This is a genomic window from Phenylobacterium sp. (assembly GCF_046291545.1).
Lineage (GTDB): Bacteria > Pseudomonadota > Alphaproteobacteria > Caulobacterales > Caulobacteraceae > Phenylobacterium.
In genome coordinates this window covers 118,424-140,622 of the sequence record NZ_JBKBSM010000001.1, presented here as the reverse complement: position 1 = coordinate 140,622, position 22,199 = coordinate 118,424, and the positions used below count along the sequence as shown (strand labels likewise).

Here is a 22,199-nt window from a genome sequence, read left to right as displayed (position 1 = left end):
GCGACGGGGCGGCGTCACGGCTGGGCCGGCGTCAGGCGGATCACGGTCTCGGTGGCTTCCTCGACGGCGCCGCGGGAGTAGACCAGCGGCACGTATTCCCCCGCCGCCCAGAGGGGGAACAGGTCCTTGTAGTGCGGGCTGGACGGGTTTCCCGACTGGCCAGGGGTGTTCACCACCCGGCTCTTGTCCCAGTCGCCCACGTCCAGGACCATTCGGAACGAGGCGCCTGCCGTTACGCGGAAGTCGTTGGGCCGCCAGGTCGCCGCCAGCGGCGTAAGCGCCGTGCCGGCCAAGGGCGCCGGGCCCGCGGTCATGCGCGCCTTGGTCGCAGGATCGGCCAGCGGCGTAAGGGCGTGCTCGAACTTGACCTGGTGCAGGCGCCCCCACGACCAGGTGGAGACGTCGGGCCCCATCCGCTCGCGAAGTTCGGCGTAGGCGGCCTTCAGGCTGTCGGTGAGGATCGCGTCGCGCTCGCCCTGCGCCCCCGGTCCGAGCGCCTCCAGATAGTCGATCACCGCCGCCAGGTCGCCGGCGCCGATCAGGGCCTGCGCGGCCTTGGGCGCGGCGTGGGCGACCGTCGCCCGCCCGAGGTGCTTGGTGGTCCAGGTCTCGAACAGCGCAGCGCCCGCGCTGTCGGCGCTCACATGCCGGTCCCAGTTGCGCAGCAGGTCCAGCGCGGCCTTGGCGTCCCGGTCCCGCCCCTCGAGCCGCGCCGTCAGCGCCAGCAGCGGCCGGGCGGTGACGTCCACCACGTCGGTCTGCAGGGCCATGGCGTCGGCGACCGTCAGCTCGGTCTTGGCCGCGAGCACCTCGGCGATCCGCGTCATCCGGGCATTGTTGGACCATTCGAAACCGACCTTGCGCTCGGCGTAGGGATAGCCCTCGGGCAGGTTCATCTGGTTGGCGGTGGCGATCCAGCCCTGCGCCGGATCGTAGAGGCTGGGCAGTTCGCTGGCTTTCAGGAAGCCGCTCCATTCGAACCGGCCGTCCCCGGGGACCGGCAGCAGGCCGTCCCAGTTCCCGCGCCGGGGCGCCCGCCCGGCGGCCATCCAGCCGATGTGGCCGGAGGTGTCGGCGTAGACCTGGTTCTCGGATGGGGCGCCCCAGGTCTCCAGGGCCGCGGTGAAGCCGGCCCAGTCCTTGGCGGTCATGTAGCCGGCCGAGCCGAAATAGGCGGAGGTCCCGGGCTCGGCCCAGACGCTGCGCACGGCGAAGGCCCGGCGCTTGGCCGCTTCGACGGCGAGCACCGGCCCGTGGCGAGTGAACTGCAGGGTCACCTCCCGCGGCGCCTCGCCCTTGACCTCGATGGTCTCGCGCTCGACGCGGAAGGGCTCCCAGCCGTCGCCGTAGCGATAGCGGCCCAGCTCCTGCGGGTCGGTCTCGTAGACGTAGAGGTCCTCCTGGTCGGCGGCGAAGATCGTCAGGCCGAAGGCGATCGTGCCGTTGTGGCCGATGGAGACCCCCGGCAGCGCCGGCTCCCCCGCGCCGATCACCGAAAAGCCCGGCGCCTCCATGTGCACGATGTAGCGCAGAGAGGGCGCGCCGTGCGCCCGGTGCGGGTCATTGGCCAGGATCGGCCGCCCGGTGGCCGTGCGCGACCCCGACACCGTCCAGTTGTTGGAGCCGATCGCTTCGGGCGGCAGGTCGCTGGCCAGCTCTGCGGTCTTGCCCGGCCCTGCGCTGAACGCGACCGAGGCGGTGGCCAGGTCATAGTCCTTCAGCACGTCGGCCGGCACGTCGCAGGGATCGAGGCCGGCCGGCACGGCCGGGGTCCAGGCCGGCTCCAGCTTCTTGTAGAGCTGCGCGGCCTCCAGCCCCGCCGCGCAGGCGATCTGCGCGCGCTTAACCTCGGCGGACAGGTTGCGGGTCAGGCCGTGGCTGCGGATGCGCACGACGTCTTCCGGCCGCCATAGGTCGGGCTGCGAGCCGGCGATGACGAACTCCTCCGGCAGTGGGCGCTCGCCGTCGCGGATCTCCTGGACGAAGGCGTTGACGCCGGCGGTGAACGCCTCGGCGTAGGTCTTGGCGTGCGGACCGTAGGCGGCCCATTCGGCGTCCATGTCGCCGCGATAAAGGAACAGCCGCGCGGCGCGGTCCTGCTCCACATAGGCCGGGCCGAAATCGCGGGCGAGCAGGCCCAGGCCCCGCTTGCGCCACAGGTCCACCTGCCACAGCCGGTCGCGGGCCACGTTGTAGCCCTGCAGGAACAGGGCGTCGCGCACGCTGGCTGCATAGATGTGGGGCACCCCCCAGCGGTCTACGCGGATCTCCGCCGGCGCACCCAGGCCCGCCACCGCCCGGCTCTCCTCGGCGGGCGGGGCGGCGTGGGCGGCGCTCGACAGCAGGGCCGCGGCCAGGGCGGCCAGGGCCGGGCGGCGGACGTCGAAGGTTCGATGGGTCATGCGCGGCTCCCCCTGTTTCCGGCGTGATCCGGATTCCGCGCCTAGCTGATCAGGCGCGGGGGCCGCTGGCAACGTCCGGCGGCGTGCGGCTCAGGCGATCAGCCGCGCCACGGCGGCGCGCAGCACCTCGCTCGCCTCGGCCTGGGAGAGGTTCTGTTCGAAGCGCAGTCGGGCCCAGGCCTCGAAACTGAGCAGAAGGTCCAGCGCCTCGAACAACCTGGGATCCGGCAGTTCCTCGATCGGAACCACCCGCTCCAGGATCTCGCGCAGGCCCACCACCAGACGGCGGTTGTCGTTGCCCAGGAAGCGGGAGCGGTGGCGATAGACGTCCGAGGCGCGCTTGAAGGGAGCGATCCGCTCGAACACCGTAAAGCGGCGGTCCACCAGTTCCAGCACCCGCCCCCGCCAGTCCGCGGCGATGAACGGCGCGTCCTTGATGCGGTGGACCTCGGTCTCGATGACCTCGGACATCTCGCGGTACAGGCTGTCCATGTCCTTGAAGTGGCGAAACACCGTGCGCAGGCCCACCTGGGCGCGGCCGGCCACCTGTTCGGCGCTCGGGGAGACCTCGCCCTCGCGGATCAGGGCAAGCATGGCCGCCACAATGCGCGCGCGGCTGTCCTGCGAGCGCAGGCGCCGGCCGTCCTTTTCCTCAGACGGCTGAGGTTTCGTCTCGATCGTGGCCGTGCGCTCGCCGCTCAACGCCGTCTCCTTGCCTTGCGCCGTGATTAGCGAGGCTGGAGGCCGAGGGCCAGGGGTCAGGGGCGCATCGCCGAGCGATTCGACAGGCTGATCGTCGCTTCGTTCGCCGGCAGGCTCACGAGGTCCCCGTCCCGCCCAAGGCGCAGGCGGCCGTCGAACCGCATGCGCGCCTCGCCCAGGAACGGCCCCTCCAGGGCGGCGACAGGCAGGGCCGGAACGATGTGGGTCAGGAGCAGCATCTTGACCCCTGCGGCCTGGGCGACGTCCGCGGCCTGCTCGGGGCTGGTGTGGTAATCGAGGATGTCGTGGAACACCTTGGCCAGGTTGGCCGCGCCCGCCTTGCGCGCGGCCTCTTCCTGCAGGCCCACCAGCGTCGGCGACAGCGCTTCGTGCACCAGCACGTCGGCGCCCCTGGCGGCGGTTTCGACGGCCTTGGACGGGGCGGTGTCGCCGCTGATCACGACGCTGCGGCCCTTGTAGACGAACTTGTAGCCGACCGCCGGTTCGACCGGGTCGTGATCCACGGCGAAGGCCGTGACCTTCAGGTCGGGGGACTGGATCAGCACCGTCTCGCCTCCGTCCGCCGCCACGGTGAATGGGCGCGGCGCGGCGCCGAAGCCCTCGGGCGGCACGACCGCCGGGCCGTGGTGGGCGATCCGGTAGCCCTGGTCCAGGGCGTAGGCGTCCATGAAGCCCTTGACCACGGCCTCGACGCCCGGCGGGCCGTAGACGGGCAGCGGCGCCCGCGCCGCTCCGCCGGCCCAGTGCTGCAGCATCACGCCGCCCAGGCCGTCGATGTGGTCGGAGTGGTAGTGGGTCAGCAGCAGCGCCTCCGCCCGTGCGGGCCGGAAGCCCATCATCGTCAGGCCCTTGGCCGCGCCTTCCCCGGAGTCGACGATGAACATGCGCTTTCCGGCGATCACCATGGCGCAGGGGCCGTTGCGCTTGGGGTCGGGCAGGGGCGAGCCGGTGCCGCACAGCCCCACGTGCAGCCCGTCCGGAAGGGCCGCGATCGGATCGCGCCCCAGGTTCGCCGCCAGCACCCGGCGCATCATGCCGGTCGCAAGCTGGCCACGGGCCAGCCACGCCGCCGCGCCGGCCGCCAGGACCAGCCCCAACGCCACGAGCAGGACAATTCTGATCGAACCCCGGGCCGCCATCGCCGCCTCCCTGTTGACCGCGTCGGGATATAATGACACGGATATTGTCATAACTTCGCCCTCAGGCGGGCGATGTCAAGCCAGGGGTGGAGACATGAACGTCCTGCGCACGCCGGATGAGCGCTTCGAGGGTTTGGCCGACTGGCCGTTCGAACCGCATTATCGGGAGGTCCGCGACGCCGACGGGACCTCGCTTCGCATCCACTATGTCGACGAGGGGCCCGGCGCCGCCGACCCGATCCTGCTGATGCACGGGGAGCCCTCCTGGAGCTACCTCTACCGCAAGATCATTCCGCCGCTGGCGGCGGGCGGGCATCGAGTCGTGGCGCCCGACCTGATCGGCTTCGGCCGCTCCGACAAGCCGGCCGCCCGCGCCGACTACACCTACGAGCGGCACGTCGCCTGGATGAGCGCCTGGGTCACCGCCCTGGACCTGAGGAACATCACCCTATTTTGCCAGGACTGGGGCGGGCTGATCGGCCTGCGCCTGGTCGCCGCCTTCCCCGAGCGCTTCAAGGCGGTGGTCGCCGCCAACACCTTCCTGCCCACGGGGACCGGCTCCTCGGCGGGCTTCGACCAGTGGCTGGCGTTCAGCCAGAACGTGCCGGTGCTGGCCGTCGGGGCCCTGCTGCAGGCCGGTTCGGTGCGCGAGCTGACCGACGCCGAAGTGGCGGCCTACGACGCCCCGTTCCCGGACGAGAGCTACAAGGCCGGCGCCCGCCAGTTCCCGGCCCTAGTGCCGATCACCCCCCAGCATCCTTCAGTGGCCGAGAACCTGGAAGCCTGGAAGGTGCTGGAAGCGTTCGACAAGCCGTTCGTCACCGCCTTCAGCGACGCCGATCCCGTAACCAAGGGCGCGGACGCCCCGTTCCAGGCGCGCGTGCCCGGCGCGATGGGCCAGGCCCACGTGACCCTGCGCGGCGGGCACTTCCTGCAGGAGGACAGCCCCGCCGAAATCGCCGCCCTGCTTGATCGCCTGGCCAAAGCCTGAGGAGGAGCCCCCATGAACGTCGAAAACGCCGTCATGCCCACCATGGACCAGATCGCCGCCACCTTCCACGCGCCGGAAGCGGGCCCGTTCGTGATGGTCAATCTGCTCAAGTTCCGTGAGGTCGCCGACTACGCCAGCGGCGAGAAGGTGTCCGGGCGCGAGGCCTACCTGCGCTACGGCGACCGGGTGCGGGTCCTGGCCGAATCCCTCGGCGGGCGCGTGATCTATTCCGGCGCGGTGACTGGCCTGATGCTGGGCCAGGTCGAGGAGCTGTGGGATGCGGTGGCCCTGATGGAATACCCCTCCCGCGCGGCCTTCCTGGCGATGACCCAGATGCCGGAGTTCCACGAGATCGAGGTGCACCGCGCCGCCGGCCTGGCCGGCCAGCTCAACATCGAGACCCGGGCCATGGCCGCCGGCTGAGACGGGCGGGAAGGCGCCCTTCCCCCGCCGGGGAGGGCGCCGGGCCCTAGATCTCCACCATGTCGAAGTCGGCCTTCGGCGTGCCGCAGAGCGGACAGATCCAAGTGTCGGGAATGTCCGCCCAGCGGGTTCCCGGCGCCAAGCCTTCGCCCGGGTCGCCCGCTTCCTCGTCGTAGAGATAGCCGCAGGTGCGGCACTGCCAGGTCTTGTAGGGCTCTGCCGTCACGCGCGCCGCCTCAGTGCATCTTGAAGCGGATCGGCACCGCCTTGGGGCCGCAGACGAAGGACGCCTGCATGTTCTTCGGCTCGCCGTCCAGCTCCACCGATTCCAGCCGCGGCAGCAGCTCTTCCCACAACAGGCGCATCTCCATCCGCGCCAGGTGCTGGCCCAGGCACACGTGGGCGCCGTAGCCGAAGGCCACGTGCTTGTTGGGGGTGCGCTGCACGTCGAACTTGAACGGATCCTGGAACACCGCCTCGTCCCGATTGCCCGAGGGATAGGACAGCATCAGCCAGTCGCCCTTGGCGATCTTGCGCCCGGCCAGCTCGGCGTCGGCGGTCGCCGTGCGCATGAAGTGCTTCACCGGCGTCACCCAACGGATGGATTCCTCGATCAGGCCGCCGATCAGCGAGGGGTCGGCCTTGACCTTGGCGAACTGCTCGGGGTTCTCGGCCAGGGCCCACAGGGCGCCCGCCGTGGTCGAGGAGGTGGTGTCGTGGCCGGCGGTGGCGACGATGATGTAGTAGCTCATCGCCTCCAGGTGGCCGAGCGGCTGGCCGTCGATCTTGCCGTTGGCGATCACGCTGGCGATGTCGCTGCGCGGCTTGGCCCGGCGGTCCTCGGTGATGGCGTTGAAATAGGTCATGAAGTCCATGACCACCGACTGGATGGTGTCCACCCCGGTGTTGACGTCGGCGTCGCGCACCTCGGTCCCCGTCCGGTTCAGCTCCGGGTCGGCGCTGCCGAACAGCTCCTGGGTCAGCTTCAGCATCCGCGGCTCGTCGCTCTCGGGGACGCCGAGCACCTCCATGATCACGTGCAGCGGATAGAGGAAGGCCACGTCCCGGGCGAAGTCGCAGCGTCCGCCGTGCTCGGCCATGCGGTCGACGAAGCTCTTGGCGATCTCGCGGATTCGCGCCTCCAGGGGCCGCAGGTTCTGCGGCACGAAGGAGCCCTGGGTCAGGCGCCGGTAGTTCATGTGGTCGGGGTTGTCCATCTGCACCAGCGAGCGCACCAGGTGCGGGCTGCCGCCCATCATCTCGCGCACCTTGCGGTCGGCCTCGATGGTGGTCAGCACGGTGGAGCGGTCGCCGTTGTGGAACAGTTCGTTCTGGCGCTCGACCTCCAGGATGTCGGCATGGCGCGTGACCACCCAGAAGGGGTCGAACCCCGCCGGCTGGGCCTGTTCGAGCGGCGCCTCGCGCCGCAGCCACGCAAAGGCTTCGTCCACCGGCTTGCCGGCCGCATAGGCCTTCGGATCGACGATGGTGTCGGCCACGTCCTGGGGAATGGTCACGTCTGGCTCCCTGATGCGCGCGCCGGTCTCCAGGCCGGCCGTCGATCGAAGCATTCCATCAAGTTGCTGGACGTTCAACAAATAAGTAAGCTCGCCGCATGACTGCTTCGCGTCCAGCCGCACGGCCCCGCCGCACCCAGGCCGAACGCCGCGACCAGTCCGAGCGCCTGCTGCTGGCGGCGGCCGCCGGCCTGATCGACGAGCGTGGCGTCGGCGCGGCCACCTTCGAGAACATCGGCCAGCGGGCCGGCTACAGCCGCGGGCTAGCGGCGCAGAAGTTCGGCTCCAAGCAGGGGCTGATCGAATCGCTCATCGCCCAGCTTCAGGCGCGCCTGCAGGACCAGCTCGACGCCCGCGACGTCGACGGCCTGCCGGCGCTGGACGCCATCCTCGCCTTCGTCGACGTGTTCCTGCGCAACCTGGCCGAGGACGGCGAGGCTCGGGCCTACTTCATCCTGATGGCCGGGGCGATCGGAGACCTGTCCGACCAGCGCGCGCCCTTCGCCAAGGCCCACGTGGAGGTGGAGCGAAAGCTGGAGTCCCTGGTCCTGCGCGGCCAGGCCGAAGGGGCGATCCGCCCGGAGATCGACGCCGACGCCGCGGCCCTGATGATCGGCGCCCTGCTGCTCGGCCTGTCCATGCAGCTCCTGATCGACCCGAAAATGGACCTCGAGCCCATCCGCGAGACCAGCCTGGCGGCCCTGCGGCAGAGCTTCGCCGCCGGCTGAGGCCGCTCAGCCGGTGTTGCGCAGGCCCGCGGCGACCCCGTTGATCGTCAGGTGGATGCCCTCGTGCACCAGCGGGTCGTCGTCGCCGCCGCGGCGGCGGCGGATCAGCTCCACCTGCAGGTGGTTCAGCGGGTCGATGTAGGGGGCGCGGCCGCGGATCGCCGCCTGGAGCGCCGGATTGGATTCCAGCAGGCGCGGCTGACCGGTGATCTGCAGCAGCAGGTCGTGGGTCGCCTGCCAGCGGCCGCGGATGCGCCCGAAGATCGCCTGGCCCAGATCCTTGTCGGGCACGAGGTCGGCGTAGCGCTGGGCGATCGCCATGTCCGACTTGGCCAGCACCATCTCCAGGTTGGCCAGGGCTGTGGCGAACACCGGCCATTCGTGCGCCATCTCGGCCAGCTGCTCCACCGGCGCGCCGGTCTCCTCGACGGCGGCGGAAAAGCCGTACCAGCCGGGCAGCATCATCCGCGCCTGCGCCCAGGAAAACACCCACGGGATCGCCCGCAGGTCCTCGATGCGCGCCGAGGCCGTGCGCGAGGCGGGCCGGCTGCCGATCTTCAGGTCCGAGATTTCCGAGATCGGCGTGGCGGCGCGGAAGAACTCCAGAAACCCTGGCGTCTCATAGACCAGGCCGCGATAGGCCCGCATGGCGGCGGCCGACAGCTCCTCCATCACCGGCGCATAGGTGGTGCGCGGCGCGGCGCCCGCGCGAGCCGGCCGCAGCGAGGCCAGCAGCACCCCGGCGGTCAGGCTCTCCAGGTTCTGCCGGCCCAGCTCGGGGTCGGCGTACTTGTTGGCCACCACCTCGCCCTGTTCGGTGATGCGGATGCGCCCGCGGACCGAGCCCTCCGGCTGGGCCAGGATCGCCTCGAAGCTGGATCCCCCGCCACGTCCCACCGCGCCGCCGCGGCCGTGAAAGAGCTGCAGCTTCAGCCCGGCGTCCGCGGCCACGGCCACCAGGCGGATCGAGGCCTGGTGCAGTTCCCAGGTCGAGGTCAGATAGCTGCCGTCCTTGTTGGAGTCCGAATAGCCGATCATCACCTCCTGCACGCCGCGGGCGCTCAGCATCCGGGCGATCAGCGGCAGGCCGAAATAGGCGCGCATGGTCTGCGGCGCGGCTCTCAGGTCGGCGATGGTCTCGAACAGCGGCACCGACAGGACGTCGCTCGAAGCCGGCTCGCCGGGGTGGAACAGGCCCACCTCCTTCAGGAGCAGGTAGACCTCCAGCAGGTCGGACACCGAGTCGGTCTTGGAGATCACATAGGTCACGATGGCCAGGGGGCCGTAGGCGGCCCGCATGTCCGCCGCCGCCTTCGCCACCTCGTACTCCTTCAGCGTCTCCTCGCTGTAGGCGTTGAACGGCGAGAACAGCAGCCTGGGGCTCTGCAGCTCCTCGACCAGCAGCGCCACCCGCGCCGCCTCGTCCAGCGCCAGATAGTCCGCACAGGCGCCGGCCCTGGCCAGGAGGTCGGCCGCCACCCGTTCGTGCACGTCGGCGTTCTGGCGCAGGTCGACCGTCGCCAGGTGGAAGCCGAAGGTCTCCACCGCACGGATCAGGCGCGGCAGCCGCCCTTCGGCGAACACCGCACCGTGCGCCCGGGTCAGCGAGTCCTGCATCACCTTCAGGTCGGCGATCAGCTCGTCCGCCGAGGCGTAGGGAACGACCCCTGCGGGCGCGCGCGTGGTCGGCGTCTCGCCCGTCAGCCGCCAGCGCGTGGCCGTCAGGCGCCGGTGCATGCCGAACAGGGCGCGGCGATAGGGCTCGTCCGCCCTCTGCGGGGAATCGTCGCCCGAGCTGTCGGCCAGCGCGGCGAGCTCGGCGGTCACCGGCGTCAGCCGGTCGGAGAAGGACAGTTCCCCTCCCAGGGCGTGGATCTCGTCCAGATAGCGGCGGATCGCCGCCCGGGATTGCTGGCGGAAGGCCTCGCGCAGGGTGTCGGCCGTGACGTTGGGGTTGCCGTCGCGGTCGCCGCCGACCCACGAGCCGACCCGCAGGAAGCTCGCCAGCGGGCGGTCCGCGCCCAGCAGCTCCGACCACTCCGCATAGAGTCCCGGCAGCTCGTTCAGGAAGCTGCGCTCCATGTAGGTGACGGCGTTCTCGATCTCGTCCTTAACCCCCAGGCCCGCATGGCGCAGGAGCCGCGTCTGCCAAAGGATGGTGATCTGGCGGGCCAGGTCGCGCTCCACACGTTCGCGCTGCGCCTCGTTGCGGGCGGAGTCGTGGGCGTCCAGGTCGCGGGCGATGGCGCTCACCCTGTCGATCACCGCGTGGCGGCGCACCTCGGTCGGATGGGCTGTCATCACCGGGGCGATCAGCGCCTGGTCGAGGAAATCGGCCACCGCCCGGGCGTCGAACCCGCGCTGCGCGAGCTCGGCGAGCGCCCCCTTCAGGTTGTCGACCCCGCCGTCGCTGCGGCCCTGGCGCAGGGCGCGGCGCGCGCCGTGGTCCTCGGCGATGTTCGCAAGCTGAGAAAAGCAGGCGAAGCTCTGCACGAAGCGCACCGTGTCCGGCAGGCTGAGGCTCGCCAGCATGCGGTCCAGCGCCTCCGCGTCGGCCTCGCCGCCGAAGTGGTGGGCGACCGACGCCCTGCGAATTTCCTCGATCTGGTCGAACAGGGCCTGGCCGTTTTCCAGCCGGATCACATCGCCCAGGATGCGGCCGAGGAGGCGGATTTCGTCGCGGGATCGCATGGCGGGGGGCTCCATGGAGCGGCGGAAAACCCACCCTAGCCCAGGGGGACGGCCCTGCGTCCAGACGCGAAGCGGAAATCTTCGGGCGAGGGAACGGGCGTTCGGCGCCATGCGACCGCGTCTTTGAGATTGACGAGAGCCCAGGGCAGGAGGATGCTTTTGCGAGTCATTCGCAAATAAGGCCAGACTATGAACGTCCGTCCCGATCCCGCCGCCCCCGGCGATCTGCGCGAACTCACCTATGGCGAGCACCTGGTGATCTGGGCCATGCGCGCCTTTGTCGCCGGGCGGATCGACTGTCCCGTGGTGGTCCGCGAGTTCGAAACCGCCTGCGGCGCCCTGGCGGTGGAGGCGCGCCGCGCCTTCCTCGTCTTCGCCCAGCAACTGGTCCTGCGCGGCCGTCGTCGCATCGCGGTCAGCGTGCCCGGCCGGCTGGCCCTGACCCGAGACGAACAGCAGATCGCCGCCCTGTTCGCCGACGCCCAGGCCGGGGACCAGGCAGGATTCGACGCACGCCTGGCCTGGCTGATCGCCCGCCCGCCAGAGCCCCCGTTCCAGGCGGCCGCCGGCGTGGTCGCCCAGGCCCTGGCCATGAGCGGCCGGCGGTTGCGCCAGGCCGAAGTCGGCTCGCGCCCCGCCCAGGCCCGTGCAGTGGCGGTCGCAGCCGGGCGGTCGGTCGCATGAGGGCCCGTTCCGATTTGCCCGGCCCGTCCGGACTGTGGGACGGCGAACGCCTGCTTCTGGCCGGCCTCAGGGCCTGGGCGCGCAGCCGCTGCAGCCGCCGCGCGCCCGACCGCAGCGTTCGCGAGGCCATCGCCTGCGTGTCCTCCGACCGGGTCGGCGCCCTGTTCGCGGCCCTGATGCAGGCGGTCGAAAGCGGCGGCCGGCGCCCGCTCCAGGTCCATCTCGGCGCCTGCCCCGGCTACGCCGACGACGAGCAGCGCCTGGTCCTGGCTTGCGGCGTCTGCGCCGTCGCGCCGGACATCGCCGCCCGGCTGCTGGAGCCTCTCGTCCGCGACGCCGATTCGGTGGTCTGCCTGGCCCGTGCGCTGAACACGGTGCTCGCCGTCGAGGGCCTCAGCCTGCCGGTCCGCCTGTTCGACGACACCCCGGCCGCCCCGACGATCCACTGACCCGTCAGGGGATCAGCATCTGCGCCAGGGACTCCACGTGGCGGTCGATCACCTCCCGGTCGGCGGGATCGACGCCCCACATCCGCTTGGCCTGCGGCCCCGCGGCGAAGAAGAACTGAGTCGCGCCCAGGATGATATAGACCAGGCTCGCCAGAGGCGCGTTGACGGGAACCAGGCCGTGTGTCTGCAGGAAGCGCACGAACGCCTCATCGGCGTCGCCGAACCGGGCGCGGTGCTCCTCGATCATCCAGGCCAGCCGGTCGCCGTCGCGAAAGGCTTCCTGCACCATCAGACGCGCGTGCTCGGGGTTCCGCGCCCAGTAGCGGGCGCGACGACGGATCGTCTCGCGGCCATAGGTCCGGGGATCGGCGAAGGCCGCATCGTCAGGCGAGGGCAGCTCCAGCGCCTCCATCTCCTGGTCGAACAGCTCCGCCACCACGGCCCGCCAGAGCAGTTCCTTGCTCTTGAAGTGGTACTTGATCAGCGCGTGATGCACGCCGGCCCCGGCGGCGATCTCACGGGTCGAGGCGCCGTCGAACCCCTTGCTCGAGAACTCCTGCAGCGCCGCCTTGAGAATGCTGGCCTGCGTCGCCTCCCGCTGCCTTACGCGCGCGTTCACTCCGACCCCGTTTGCGGACAATCCCCTATGGTTGCACCTTCGCGGCGCGCGCGAGTCCTGGCAATTCGCAATCGACGCCGTTGCGGCGGGAATCTCGGTCAGCCGCCCGCCTGGACGCCGAACAGCGCGCGCAGATAGGGGTTGAGCAGCCGGCCCTGCGGATCGAGCCGCCGACGCACCTCCAGGAAGTCGTTCCAGTTCGGATAGAGGGCGGCCAGTTCGGCGGCCTTCAGGCTGTGCAGCTTGCCCCAGTGCGGGCGTCCGCCATGCCGGCGCAGGATCGGCTCTACCAGGCTGAACAGAAAGGCGTGGTCGTCCTTGTAGTAGGCGTGGATGGCGATGGAGCCTCGGGGGCCGCCCTGGAATGGCGAGAGCCACGCCTCGTCGGCGGCGATCCTGCGAAGCTCGATGGGGAAGAACACATCCGGCCGGCTCGTCTCGATCGCCTCCAGCACCTCGCGCAGGGCCGGGAGCTGGGCGTCCGTCGGCAGGTGGTACTCCATCTCGTTGAAGCGCACCGGCCGTTCGGTCGACAGCAGCTTCCAGCCCTCGTCGATCGCCTCCTCGGGCTCCACCCCCGACAGCAGCGCCTTGGCCGCGGCCTTGCGTAGGGGCGTGGAGAAGCCGGTCAGGTTGCGAAGCTGCCTCAGCGCCTCGAGGAAGGCGTCGTCGCTCGAGGCCTTCGCCGCCATGGCGGGCGCGTCGGTCTCGTCGTGGGTGATGTTGGCGCAAAGGTCGGTGAAGGGGACGGCGTAGAACTCGAAATTGCGGTGCGCCGCCCAGCGCGCCTCGGCCTGGGCCAGGGTCTCCTCCAGCGGCTCCACCCAGACCTTGCGGTGCAGGCGCCGGTTGGGCGAGGTCGCGAGCCGGACCTGGGTGATCACCCCCAAAGCCCCCATCGACACCTTGGCCGCCTGGAACACGTCCGGCTCGCGTTCGGCGTCGCACTCGATGACCTGGCCGTCGGCGGTGGCCAGCCGAAGCATCCGCGCGTCCGAATGGATCGCGCCCAGCTTCACGCCGGTGCCGTGGGTGGCCGTGCCCATGGCGCCGCCCAGCGACTGCTTGTTGATGTCGGGCAGGTTGGGCATGGCCAGGCCCTTTTCCGCCAGGGCGGGCCCCAGGGCGCCCAGCCGCGTGCCGGCCCAGACCAGGGCCTCGTCCCCCTCCCATCCGGCCACGCCGGCGAGCTGGTCCAGCGTCATCAACGCGCCGGACGTGGGGACCAGGGCGGTGAAGGAGTGCCCGGCGCCGACCACGCGCACCGGGGCGGGGGCCGTCTTCAGCGCCTCGGCCGCTTCGGCCTCGCTGGCCGGCGCCAGGCGGCTGGTCGGATAGGAGTGCTCCACCCCCGACCAGTTGCGCCACAAGAGGCGGCCTTCGCCGTCCACGCTCGGCGGCGCCGGCGGTTCGGGCTTTTCGCGGGTCGCCAGCCACACGCCGCCGGCGCCGGCCGCCACGACGCCCGCCGCGCCGCCCAGGAGGGCCGCTCGCCTGGAGATCATCGCTCATCCTCCTCTTGTGCCGCCAGGAAGCGGATCAGGCGCTTCAGGTCGTCGGGGCTGCAGGCCGCGCACTGGCCGAGGGCCGGCATGCCGCGATAGCCCTGGATCACGTGATCCAGCAGCACCGCCTCGCCCTGTTTCCAGCGCGGCGCCCAGGCGGCCTTGTCCTGCACGATCGGGGCGCCCGAGTCGGCGGTGACGTGGCAGGTCTTGCACGAGCCTTCGTAGAGCTGAGCCAGGCGCGCATCGGCCGGGCGCAGGCCGGCGGGATCGGCGGGCGGCCCGGAGGCCTGCGCGCAGGCGGCGAGCGGCAGCGCCGCGGCGACGAGAATGGCGTAACGACGGATCAAGCGACTTCCCCCTGCGGCCCGTCTTCGCGGCGCCCGCTAAGGATAGCCCGATCCTGACGGCCGCGTCAGCGCCCGTGCGGCTACATCGCGGCCGTGCGTCCGGCCGGGGCGGGCTCGCCGCCCGGCGCGTCGACGAGCACCGCCTCCAGGGCGGCGAATAGGGCGGCCACGTCGATCGGCTTACTCACGTGCGCGTCCATGCCGGCGGACCGCAGCTCGGCGATCTGGTGGGTCATCGCATTGGCCGTCAGGGCGATCACCGGCGTTCGCCGGCGGCCGCTCGCCGCCTCCCGCGCGCGGATCTCGCGCACGGCGCTCAGCCCGTCCATCACCGGCATCTGCACGTCCATCAGGATGACGTCCCAGTCGGCGGCGAGCCAGGCTTCCACCGCCTTGGCGCCGTCGCCCACGGTGACCGGCTCCACCCCCGCCTGCTTGAGCAGGGTCTGCAGCACGAGCTGGTTGACCGCATTGTCCTCCGCCGCCAGCACCCGCAGTTCGCGGGAGACCTCGGGCGCCGGCCTGGCCGCGTCCGCGTCCCGCGCCCGCGGCGCAAGCCGGGGCAGGGGCAGCACCGCCGTGAAGGTCGAGCCCTCGCCGGGAGCGCTCCGCACCTCGATGGAACCGCCCATCAGGGCGCACAGGTCCCGGCAGATCGCCAGGCCCAGGCCGGTCCCTCCGTGGCGGCGGGTGGTGGAGGCGTCGAGTTGGACGAATTTGTCGAACAGCTTCTCGATCTGGTCGGGCGCGATTCCGGCGCCGGTGTCGGTCACCGACAGCACCAGCTGCTGCTCGCGCCGGCCGGCCTGCACGGTCACCCCGCCCGCCTCGGTGAACTTCACGGCGTTGGAGACCAGATTGTGGACGATCTGGCGCAGGCGCGTCGGATCGCCTTCGTAGGCGCCGGCCGCGTCCGCCGCCACGTCCAGCCGCAGGGCGACGTTCTTGGCGGCGGCGGCGGCGGCGAAGGGCGCCGCCCCGGCCCGCAGCACCTCCTCCAGGTCGAACGAGATCGATTCCAGCTCCACCTGCCCGGCCTCGATCTTCGACAGGTCGAGGATGTCGTTGAGCAGCGCCGTCAGTGTCTGCCCCGACTGGCGGATCACGGCCAGGCGGTCGCGCTGGTGCGGCGAAAGGGCGTCGGCGTCCATCGCCTGCGCCATGCCCAGGACCCCGTTGAGCGGCGTGCGGATCTCGTGGCTCATGGTCGCCAGGAACGCGCTCTTGGCGGCGTTGGCCGCCTCGGCGGCGGTTTCGGCGCGGCGGGCGGCGGCCAGGGCCCCGGCCATCTGCCGCTCCATCCGCTCCCGGCGCAGGGCCGCCTGCAGCACATAGAAGAAGAAGGCCGTCACCGCGGTCAGGGAAAAGGCGATGTAGGCCAACGGGTCGGCCTTGGCCTGGTGAAGCGCCCCGGCCAGGCTCATGACGAACATCGCGCCCAGGGCCGCGCCGCCGATCCGCCGCGAGATCACGAACTCGCCGATGCTCGACAGGGCGATGGCGCCCACCATCGCCGCCCCGGCGATGGCGCCGCTCAGCGATCCGTGTCCCACCAGGGCCAGGGGCAGGGCGCAGTAAGCCACGGTCATGGCGAAGGTGAACGCCGCCATCGCCCATTCCAGGCGGGGGCCGGGCGCCGGACGGGTGGCGACCCAGTCGCAGAAGACCTTGCTTGCGCCCATGAACCCGACGTTCACGGCGAACCAGACGAGGCTGAAGCGCACGCCCAGCCAGCCGGCGGCGGCGCAGGCGGCCAGCAGGGTCATGGGCAGGATGATCATGCGGTCGCGCTGTCGAAACGCGACGATCTCCGTCCAGGCCCTCTCGATCTCGGAAGTGTGCACTCTGGCGCCCCTGCGGCCCTCAGGTAGTACGTCGCCGCTTAACGCCCGATAAACCCCATCCCGAGTCGGCGCACATCTTCAAAGTTCCGCATGTGTTGCGCGCAGAAGGAATGCCAGGATCTCGGCCACGGCCAGGTAGAGCTGCTCGGGGATCTCCTCGTCCAGCTCGATGGTGGAGAGCGCCTCGGCCAGCGCCGGGTTCTTCTCGATCGGCACGCCATGGGCCTCGGCGGCGGCGATGATCTTCTCGCCGACGAAGCCGCGGCCGGCGGCCACCACCTTGGGCGCATGCGGCGCCTCGTACTTCAGGGCCACCGCCAGGGTGCGCCTGTCAGGGCCGCTCATGTCGTCTGGTCCAGGAAGCGGCCGGCCCCGGCTTGGGCGGCTGGCGGCGCCCCGGGGTGGATGCCGATGTCCGCCGTGATGGACGCCCGCGCCAGCGCCTCGCTCAGCCACGGCCGGGTCCGGCGCAGCACCTCCACGCTCGCGGCCCGCTCGGCCCACAGGTTGACCCCCGCCCGCTCGCCGCTCAGGGCCACTTGGGCGTGGATGGGGCCCAGCGGCTCCAGGTCGATGGAAAAGCGCGCGCGAAAGGTCGCGCCGCGGCCGGAGCGCTGCGCGGCGGTCTCGGGATCGTCGCGGCTGATCTCGAACTGCGCCACCTGCGCGCCCTGCGGCGTGGTGAAGGGAATCTCGAACATCCAGCGCGCGCCAGGGGCCTCTCCCGGATCGGCCCGTCCGGGCAGGGAAGCGGCCTGCAGGAGTTCGTGGCGAGCCAGCGCGCCCTCGGCGTCTTCAGCCAGGCGCGCGCCGACGGCGGTGGGGGAGGCGTCCGCCGGCAGTTGCGCGCGCACGGCCGGCTGGGCCGCGGTCGGACCGCCGCGGAAGGGCGGCGGCGGTCCTGTCTGGGCGCGCGGACGGGCGGCGGGCGCCTCCTCGCCGAGCCAGGCGGCCAGGGCCCCGCGCAGGGACAGGAGGTCGGCCTTCAGGTCGCGGCCGGCGGGCGAGGCGTTCGGGCGCGCGCCGAGGTTGTGCTCCAGGAACAGGCCCGACTGCGCGAACGCGCGGGCGATGGCCGCGCCGTCCAGCCGGGCCGTCAGCGGCGTGGCCTGGGCCAGCACCTGGGCGGCGGCGGCCTGCACCTCCCTCGGCAGCGCCCTCGACTTCAGGGCCTCGCCCAGGTCCGCGAACAGGGGGGCGAGCGCGCTCTGGCGCGGGGCGGCTGTCTGCACGGCCTCGGCCACGGCCCGGGTGCGGGCCTCGGCCGCAGCGGCCTCCGGCGTCGGCGGGGTCTTGGCCTGGGCGATCTCGACATCGGCGCGCACGGCCGGCGCCACCGCCCGTATGGGCGTGACCGGTATCGTCACGAGCGTCGTGGAGACGCCCTGGATCGGCGCGATCGCCACGGGTCTGCCTCGTCAAGTTCTGCCCGGCCAGGCTAGGCGAGCGCCCCTAACCGCTCGTTAAGGATTTGCGTCCGCCGGCAGGTCGCGCCAGGCCTTGGTCGGGCTTCCGGGCCAGGTGGTCGCCTCGTAGACGCCGCGGGCCACGGCCCGGGCGAGGACGTCGGCGGCCAGGGCCCCGATTCGCGCCACGGTGAAGGCGCGCGGCTCGGCCGCCTCGCGCTTGCCGGTGGACAGGGCGAAGACAACGTCGCCGTCGAACGGAGCATGGATCGGACGGATGGCGCGGGCCAGGCCGTCCTGGGCCATGATGGCCACCCGCTTGATCTCGCCGGGCTCCAGCCGCACGTCCGTGGCGATGCAGGCGATTGTGGTGTTCTGGCGCGCCTGCGGGTCGGCCTTGGCCGGGCCCCACTCGTCGGGAAGGGCTGCGAGGCGGTCGACGCCGAGACCGCCGAACTCCCGGCCGATCTCCAGCGGCGCGGCCCAGAACTGCCGGGTGCCGGGCGCCAGCACCGAGCCGGCGCTGTTGACCGCCACGATCGCGCCCACGGTCATCCCGTCGGCGCTGACCGCCGAGGCCGAGCCGAGCCCGCCCTTCAACCCGCCCGAGCGCGCGCCGTAGCCGGCGCCGGCGGTGCCCAGCTTGAACATCGTCCCCGTCGCCTGCACCGCTTCCAGGCCGAGGCGGCGATAAGGCGGCTCGAGGCCCCAGTTCTTGTCGCCGCCGTTGGGGATGTCGAACAGGATCGCGGCCGGCACGATCGGCGAGGGCGGCGCCCCCGGCGGCAGGGCGCCCATGCCGAAGCCGCGTCCCTGGGCGCCCAGCCAGGCGCAGACCCCGTCCGCCGCCGCCAGGCCGTAGACCGAGCCGCCGGACAGGCAGATCGCGTGCGCCACGTGGGCCAGGTTCTCCACGTCCAGGGCGTCGGTCTCGCGGGTGCCCGGGCCGCCGCCGCGCACGTCCACCGCCGCCACCGCCGCCTCGTCGGGCAGGATCACGGTCACCCCGGTGCGGGCCTTGGCGTCCTCGGCCTGGCCCACCTTCAGCCCGGGCACGTCGGTGATCAGGTTCAGGGGACCGGCCTTGCCCGGGAGCATCACGGCCCGCGGCGGCGCCGACTCGGCGGCGCGGGCGGCCGAAGCCCCCGCGGCCGCGGTCATCAGGGAGGCGAGAAGGGCGCGGCGGTTCATCTGGTGCTCCGGACTGGGGGCGAGGGCTCGGTTGAAGTCAGGTTCGCGCGGCGGCGCAACCGGTTTGCGGGTCCCGCCGGGGTGGAGGCGTCCGCGCGCGGCCGGCCGGGGGGCCGTGCCTGCGATCTGACCATCCCGCCCTGCGGACGACACATGCGCACAGCATTCGGCCCGACTGTTCCTGCAGTCGCAACCCTATTATTTGCGATGGCTAGATCGCTGATTAGCGCATCATTCTGGCCGGATCGCTCATCGTTTTGAGCAGGCTGATCGGAGGCGCCCATGGACCAGGAAGTCGGCGCGCGGCTGCGTACGGTGCGCACGCGGCTGGGCATCACCCAGCGCGCCCTGGCCCGCCGGGCCGGCGTGCCGTCCAGCACCGTCTCCCTGATCGAGGGCGGCCGGACCAATCCCTCGATCGGCTCGCTCAAGCGGCTGCTCGACGCCGCCGGCCTGTCCCTGGCCGAGTTCTTCAGCTTCGAGCTGAAGACCGAGGCCCAGGTCTTCTTCCGCGCCGACGAGCTGGCGGAAATCTCAAGCGGCGACGTGTCTTACCGGCAGGTCGGCGCGGGAAACGGCCTATCCACCCTGCAGATCCTCTACGAGACCTACCAGCCCGGATCGGACAGCGGCCGCGTGATGCTCACCCATGAGGGTGAAGAGGGCGGCGTCATCATCCAGGGTCGTCTCGAGGTGACCGTCGGCGAGCAGACCCGGGTGCTGAAGGCCGGCGAGGCTTATCTTTTCAAGAGCACCATCCCTCACCGGTTCCGCAACGTCGGCGACGGCGTCTGCATCGTCGTCAGCGCCTGCACGCCGCCAACCTTCTGAACCGCGCGCGGTCCACGGACGATGTCCCTGCTCGGAATATTGAGCATGTCGCGACATTAGTTGGGCAAAATCAATGGCTTGGCGATTCAAACAAATAGTCTGTTCGCCGCCTTGCGGCCGAGTGATCATGCCGTCGAACAACTAGAGCGAAGGAACGTGGCGGGTGCTTACTTGCCCCACCCGGCCGCTTCTCCTTACGTGATTGAATTCGTCGATAAAAGCCCGCCCTCGAAATATTGTTGCTTAGCATTTGGATGGGTGCGCAATTTTATTGGTCGAAAAATGGAATCTTGGGGAGGTTCTGTATTCGGCGCGTTGACCGTGAACAGGCCTGATTGTTAGCCATCCAACGCTCGACGCCGGTAAGTCTTCAAGAATCCTTCATCGAGCGGTTAGACTGGAGAGGCTCGTCCCGCCGCCGGCGGGCGGGCCAATGGGCTCCAGAGGAGCATGTCGCGAGCGCGCGCAGGCGCGTCGAAGAACGGGGATAGTCATGAAGCGTTTCCTAGTGAGCGCAGCCGTCGGGATCGTGGGCGCCGCCCATGCCGGGGCCGCTGCGGCGCAGGCCAGGCCCGCCGAGGCCTCGGTCGAAGAAATCGTGGTCACGGCCCAGCGGCGGGAGCAGGCGGCCCAGGACGTGGGCATCGCCCTGTCCGTGCTCGGCGGCGACGACCTCGCCCAGCGGGGCATCACCAACGTCAATCAGCTGCAGACCGCGACGCCGAGCCTGGACATCGAGCCCGCCTTCGGCTCGGGCGCGGCCCAGTTCCGCCTGCGCGGCGTCGGCTTCCAGGACTACGCCACCAACAACACGCCCACCGTCGGCGTCTATGTGAACGAGGTCGCCTATCCGATCCCGGTCATGACCCAGGGTCTGATCTTCGACGTCCAGCGGGTCGAGGTGCTGCGCGGGCCGCAGGGCACGCTCTACGGCCGCAACACCACCGGCGGGGCGATCAACTTCATCACCGGCATGCCCACCGCCGAAGTGGCGGCCGGCGCTTCGGTGGAGTTCGGCCGATTCGAGGCGCTGAAGGCCGAGGGCTACATCTCCGGCCCGATCAGCGAATCGATCCGCGGCCGCCTGTCCTTCGGGACCGAGCAGGGCGGCGCCTGGCAGCACAACCGGGAAACCGGCGATTCCCTGGGCGACGCCGACAAGGTCGCGGCCCGGGCGATGCTCGACATCGATGTGACGCCGAACCTGGGCGTGATGCTCGACGTTCACGCCGGCATCGACAAGTCCGAGAACATCGGCCTCTACCTGACTGAGCCGTTCTCCACCCGCTTCGGCGCCGGCCCGACCATCCCGGCCGACACCGACACCACCGGCACCGGCTGGAGCATCTCGCCCGGCCTCGTCGCCGACACCCGCCTGGAAGTCGATTCCAAGCCTGGCCGCGACAACAAGACCTGGGGCGCCTCGGCCAACGCCTCCTGGGACCTGGGGGCGGTCAAGCTCACCAACATCGCCGCCTACGACTACCTGCACCGCGAGGAATACGGCGACTACGACGCCTCCTCCTCCATCGCCGCCGACGTCTTCTTCGGCTCCAAGGTGAAGGTCTGGTCGGACGAGCTGCGCCTGGCGTCCAACACCGAGGGGCCGCTGCAGTGGGTGGCCGGGGTCTATGTCTCCCGTCAGGTCCTGCGCGAGCGCTACTACTCCGACTTCCTGGATAACTACGGCCTCACCGCCCGCGTCCGCTACACCCAGGAAGTGACCTCCGCGAGCGTCTTCGGCCAGGCCGAATACGCCTTCAACGACCAGTGGAAGCTGATCGGCGGCCTGCGCTACGAGGAGGAGACCCGCGAGCTGCAGGACTTCACCTCGGCCTTCGGCGGCGCCACGGCCCTGCCGGAGAGCTCGGTCGAGACCGACATGAACCCGACCACCGGGAAGATCGCGCTCGAATACAAGCCGATGGCCGACGTCCTGATCTACGCCTCGGCCAGCAAGGGCGTGAAGTCGGGGGGCTTCACCACCTACAACACGGCCAACCGCGCGGCGATCGCCGCCTTCAAGCCGGAGACGCTCTACGCCTACGAGGTCGGCTTCAAGACCAACCCGACCGCGGCCCTGCAGTTCAACGGCGCGGCCTTCTTCTACGACTACCGCGACCAGCAGGTCCTCTCGGCCCGGCTCACCGCCAACGGGCTGGTCGGCAGTTTCGTCAACGCGCCCAAGTCGGAGATCTGGGGCGGCGAGCTTGAGCTGGTGTGGGCCCCCACCGCGGGCCTGACCATCAGCCAGAGCGCCAGCTACAAGGACGGCGAGTTCAAGGAGTTCCGCGATCTCGACGTGCCCGCCACCCGCGCCGCCGGCGTGGAGGTCTACATCGACAAGTCCGGCCAGGAGATCCCCTTCGGCAAGTGGACCTACGGCGGCTCCGTCGCCTACACGGCGGACGTCGGCGACTTCGTGGTCCGGTCCGAGCTGAACTACAGCTGGCGCGACGACCAGGTCTCCTGGCTGGGCGAGAAGTACGACATCCCGGCCTACTGGCTGGCCAACGCCAGCATCGGCGTGACGCCGGCCGACGGCCCCTGGGGCGCGTCGATCTGGGTGCGCAACCTGTTCGACGAGGAGTACGACCTCACCCGGAACTTCTTCACCGAAGCCGAGGTGGGTCAGCGGGGCACGCCGCGCACCTACGGGGTGCGGCTGACCTACGCCTACTGAGGCCGCTTTCCATCCCGGGCGCG

The 22,199-nt window shown here is 71.0% G+C and carries 20 protein-coding genes; 7 read left to right on the top strand and 13 right to left on the bottom strand.

Translation table 11 applies throughout. The annotated features are described in order from the left end of the window. Positions 1 to 14 precede the first annotated feature (14 nt). The 3 genes from ACK4YQ_RS00720 to ACK4YQ_RS00710 form a co-directional block, all read right to left on the bottom strand. Positions 15 to 2,402: a penicillin acylase family protein gene (locus ACK4YQ_RS00720; RefSeq protein WP_409607256.1), complete on the bottom strand. Its 2,388-nt coding sequence runs from the start codon at positions 2,400 to 2,402 to the stop codon at positions 15 to 17. 90 nt (positions 2,403 to 2,492) lie between these two features. Further along, entirely contained in the window at positions 2,493 to 3,104 is a 612-nt protein-coding gene (locus ACK4YQ_RS00715) for a TetR/AcrR family transcriptional regulator (protein ID WP_409607254.1), read from the bottom strand. Between the two features lie 56 nt (positions 3,105 to 3,160). Continuing rightward, positions 3,161 to 4,264 (bottom strand): MBL fold metallo-hydrolase, encoded by a 1,104-nt coding sequence (locus tag ACK4YQ_RS00710; protein ID WP_409607252.1) that lies wholly within the window; start codon positions 4,262 to 4,264, stop codon positions 3,161 to 3,163. A gap of 94 nt (positions 4,265 to 4,358) precedes the next feature. Between ACK4YQ_RS00710 and ACK4YQ_RS00705 the strand changes: the two genes are divergently transcribed. Both ACK4YQ_RS00705 and ACK4YQ_RS00700 read left to right on the top strand, forming a co-directional pair. Continuing rightward, positions 4,359 to 5,255, top strand: a complete 897-nt coding sequence (locus tag ACK4YQ_RS00705; RefSeq protein WP_409607250.1) for a haloalkane dehalogenase — start codon at positions 4,359 to 4,361, stop codon at positions 5,253 to 5,255. A 12-nt stretch (positions 5,256 to 5,267) separates the two neighbouring features. Beyond that, positions 5,268 to 5,678, top strand: a complete 411-nt coding sequence (locus tag ACK4YQ_RS00700) for a DUF1330 domain-containing protein (protein ID WP_409607248.1) — start codon at positions 5,268 to 5,270, stop codon at positions 5,676 to 5,678. A 46-nt stretch (positions 5,679 to 5,724) separates the two neighbouring features. Here ACK4YQ_RS00700 and ACK4YQ_RS00695 read toward each other — a convergent pair whose 3' ends face one another. Both ACK4YQ_RS00695 and ACK4YQ_RS00690 read right to left on the bottom strand, forming a co-directional pair. Continuing rightward, on the bottom strand, positions 5,725 to 5,904 hold the full coding sequence (locus ACK4YQ_RS00695) for a rubredoxin (protein ID WP_409607246.1): 180 nt from the start codon (positions 5,902 to 5,904) through the stop codon (positions 5,725 to 5,727). A 10-nt stretch (positions 5,905 to 5,914) separates the two neighbouring features. Next, positions 5,915 to 7,195 (bottom strand): cytochrome P450, encoded by a 1,281-nt coding sequence (locus tag ACK4YQ_RS00690; protein WP_409607244.1) that lies wholly within the window; start codon positions 7,193 to 7,195, stop codon positions 5,915 to 5,917. A gap of 98 nt (positions 7,196 to 7,293) precedes the next feature. Between ACK4YQ_RS00690 and ACK4YQ_RS00685 the strand changes: the two genes are divergently transcribed. Beyond that, positions 7,294 to 7,923, top strand: a complete 630-nt coding sequence (locus ACK4YQ_RS00685; protein WP_409607242.1) for a TetR/AcrR family transcriptional regulator — start codon at positions 7,294 to 7,296, stop codon at positions 7,921 to 7,923. Positions 7,924 to 7,929: 6 nt separating this feature from the next. On the opposite strand, the gene ppc is transcribed toward ACK4YQ_RS00685, so the two are convergent. Then, entirely contained in the window at positions 7,930 to 10,614 is a 2,685-nt protein-coding gene (gene ppc, locus ACK4YQ_RS00680; RefSeq protein ID WP_409607240.1) for a phosphoenolpyruvate carboxylase, read from the bottom strand. Between the two features lie 189 nt (positions 10,615 to 10,803). On the opposite strand from ppc, the gene ACK4YQ_RS00675 reads away from it, so the two are divergent. Continuing rightward, positions 10,804 to 11,298 (top strand): hypothetical protein, encoded by a 495-nt coding sequence (locus tag ACK4YQ_RS00675; protein WP_409607238.1) that lies wholly within the window; start codon positions 10,804 to 10,806, stop codon positions 11,296 to 11,298. Continuing rightward, complete coding sequence (locus tag ACK4YQ_RS00670; protein WP_409607236.1) at positions 11,295 to 11,747, top strand: hypothetical protein; 453 nt, start codon at positions 11,295 to 11,297, stop codon at positions 11,745 to 11,747. Before ACK4YQ_RS00675 ends, ACK4YQ_RS00670 begins: the two co-directional genes overlap by 4 nt. Before the next feature lie 4 nt (positions 11,748 to 11,751). Here ACK4YQ_RS00670 and ACK4YQ_RS00665 read toward each other — a convergent pair whose 3' ends face one another. The 7 genes from ACK4YQ_RS00665 to ACK4YQ_RS00635 all read right to left on the bottom strand — a co-directional run bounded on the left by ACK4YQ_RS00665 (position 11,752) and on the right by ACK4YQ_RS00635 (position 18,662). After that, positions 11,752 to 12,366, bottom strand: a complete 615-nt coding sequence (locus ACK4YQ_RS00665; RefSeq protein WP_409607234.1) for a TetR/AcrR family transcriptional regulator — start codon at positions 12,364 to 12,366, stop codon at positions 11,752 to 11,754. A 98-nt stretch (positions 12,367 to 12,464) separates the two neighbouring features. Continuing rightward, a complete protein-coding gene (locus ACK4YQ_RS00660; protein WP_409607232.1) occupies positions 12,465 to 13,871 on the bottom strand; it encodes a D-arabinono-1,4-lactone oxidase in 1,407 nt (468 codons plus the stop codon). After that, positions 13,868 to 14,221, bottom strand: coding sequence for a c-type cytochrome (locus ACK4YQ_RS00655; RefSeq protein WP_409607230.1), 354 nt, complete (start codon positions 14,219 to 14,221; stop codon positions 13,868 to 13,870). Before ACK4YQ_RS00655 ends, ACK4YQ_RS00660 begins: the two co-directional genes overlap by 4 nt. Positions 14,222 to 14,301: 80 nt before the next feature. Continuing rightward, on the bottom strand, positions 14,302 to 16,065 hold the full coding sequence (locus ACK4YQ_RS00650) for an ATP-binding protein (protein ID WP_409607228.1): 1,764 nt from the start codon (positions 16,063 to 16,065) through the stop codon (positions 14,302 to 14,304). Between the two features lie 78 nt (positions 16,066 to 16,143). Continuing rightward, positions 16,144 to 16,410 carry an EscU/YscU/HrcU family type III secretion system export apparatus switch protein gene (locus ACK4YQ_RS00645; RefSeq protein WP_409607226.1) on the bottom strand — a complete coding sequence of 89 codons (267 nt, stop codon included), beginning with the start codon at positions 16,408 to 16,410 and terminating at the stop codon, positions 16,144 to 16,146. Beyond that, a complete protein-coding gene (locus ACK4YQ_RS00640; protein WP_409607224.1) occupies positions 16,407 to 17,471 on the bottom strand; it encodes a flagellar hook-length control protein FliK in 1,065 nt (354 codons plus the stop codon). The genes ACK4YQ_RS00645 and ACK4YQ_RS00640 overlap by 4 nt, the downstream gene beginning before the upstream one ends. Before the next feature lie 57 nt (positions 17,472 to 17,528). Next, positions 17,529 to 18,662, bottom strand: a complete 1,134-nt coding sequence (locus ACK4YQ_RS00635) for a P1 family peptidase (protein WP_409607222.1) — start codon at positions 18,660 to 18,662, stop codon at positions 17,529 to 17,531. 282 nt (positions 18,663 to 18,944) lie between these two features. Between ACK4YQ_RS00635 and ACK4YQ_RS00630 the strand changes: the two genes are divergently transcribed. After that, the gene (locus tag ACK4YQ_RS00630; RefSeq protein WP_409607220.1) at positions 18,945 to 19,493 is read left to right on the top strand and encodes a cupin domain-containing protein; all 549 of its coding nucleotides are present in this window, start codon (positions 18,945 to 18,947) and stop codon (positions 19,491 to 19,493) included. A gap of 493 nt (positions 19,494 to 19,986) precedes the next feature. After that, entirely contained in the window at positions 19,987 to 22,176 is a 2,190-nt protein-coding gene (locus ACK4YQ_RS00625) for a TonB-dependent receptor (RefSeq protein ID WP_409607218.1), read from the top strand. The last annotated feature ends 23 nt before the right edge of the window (positions 22,177 to 22,199 follow it).

Bases quoted from the DNA above. Each gene is read 5' to 3' on its own strand.
- ACK4YQ_RS00670 (WP_409607236.1), top strand. From the start codon at position 11,295: ATGAGGGCCCGTTCCGATTTGCCCGGCCCGTCCGGACTGTGGGACGGC.
- ppc (WP_409607240.1), bottom strand. From the start codon at position 10,614: ATGCGATCCCGCGACGAAATCCGCCTCCTCGGCCGCATCCTGGGCGAT.
- ACK4YQ_RS00705 (WP_409607250.1), top strand. From the start codon at position 4,359: ATGAACGTCCTGCGCACGCCGGATGAGCGCTTCGAGGGTTTGGCCGAC.
- ACK4YQ_RS00635 (WP_409607222.1), bottom strand. From the start codon at position 18,662: ATGAACCGCCGCGCCCTTCTCGCCTCCCTGATGACCGCGGCCGCGGGG.
- ACK4YQ_RS00700 (WP_409607248.1), top strand. From the start codon at position 5,268: ATGAACGTCGAAAACGCCGTCATGCCCACCATGGACCAGATCGCCGCC.
- ACK4YQ_RS00625 (WP_409607218.1), top strand. From the start codon at position 19,987: ATGAAGCGTTTCCTAGTGAGCGCAGCCGTCGGGATCGTGGGCGCCGCC.
- ACK4YQ_RS00660 (WP_409607232.1), bottom strand. From the start codon at position 13,871: ATGATCTCCAGGCGAGCGGCCCTCCTGGGCGGCGCGGCGGGCGTCGTG.
- ACK4YQ_RS00630 (WP_409607220.1), top strand. From the start codon at position 18,945: ATGGACCAGGAAGTCGGCGCGCGGCTGCGTACGGTGCGCACGCGGCTG.
- ACK4YQ_RS00720 (WP_409607256.1), bottom strand. From the start codon at position 2,402: ATGACCCATCGAACCTTCGACGTCCGCCGCCCGGCCCTGGCCGCCCTG.
- ACK4YQ_RS00645 (WP_409607226.1), bottom strand. From the start codon at position 16,410: ATGAGCGGCCCTGACAGGCGCACCCTGGCGGTGGCCCTGAAGTACGAG.
- ACK4YQ_RS00675 (WP_409607238.1), top strand. From the start codon at position 10,804: ATGAACGTCCGTCCCGATCCCGCCGCCCCCGGCGATCTGCGCGAACTC.
- ACK4YQ_RS00685 (WP_409607242.1), top strand. From the start codon at position 7,294: ATGACTGCTTCGCGTCCAGCCGCACGGCCCCGCCGCACCCAGGCCGAA.
- ACK4YQ_RS00710 (WP_409607252.1), bottom strand. From the start codon at position 4,264: ATGGCGGCCCGGGGTTCGATCAGAATTGTCCTGCTCGTGGCGTTGGGG.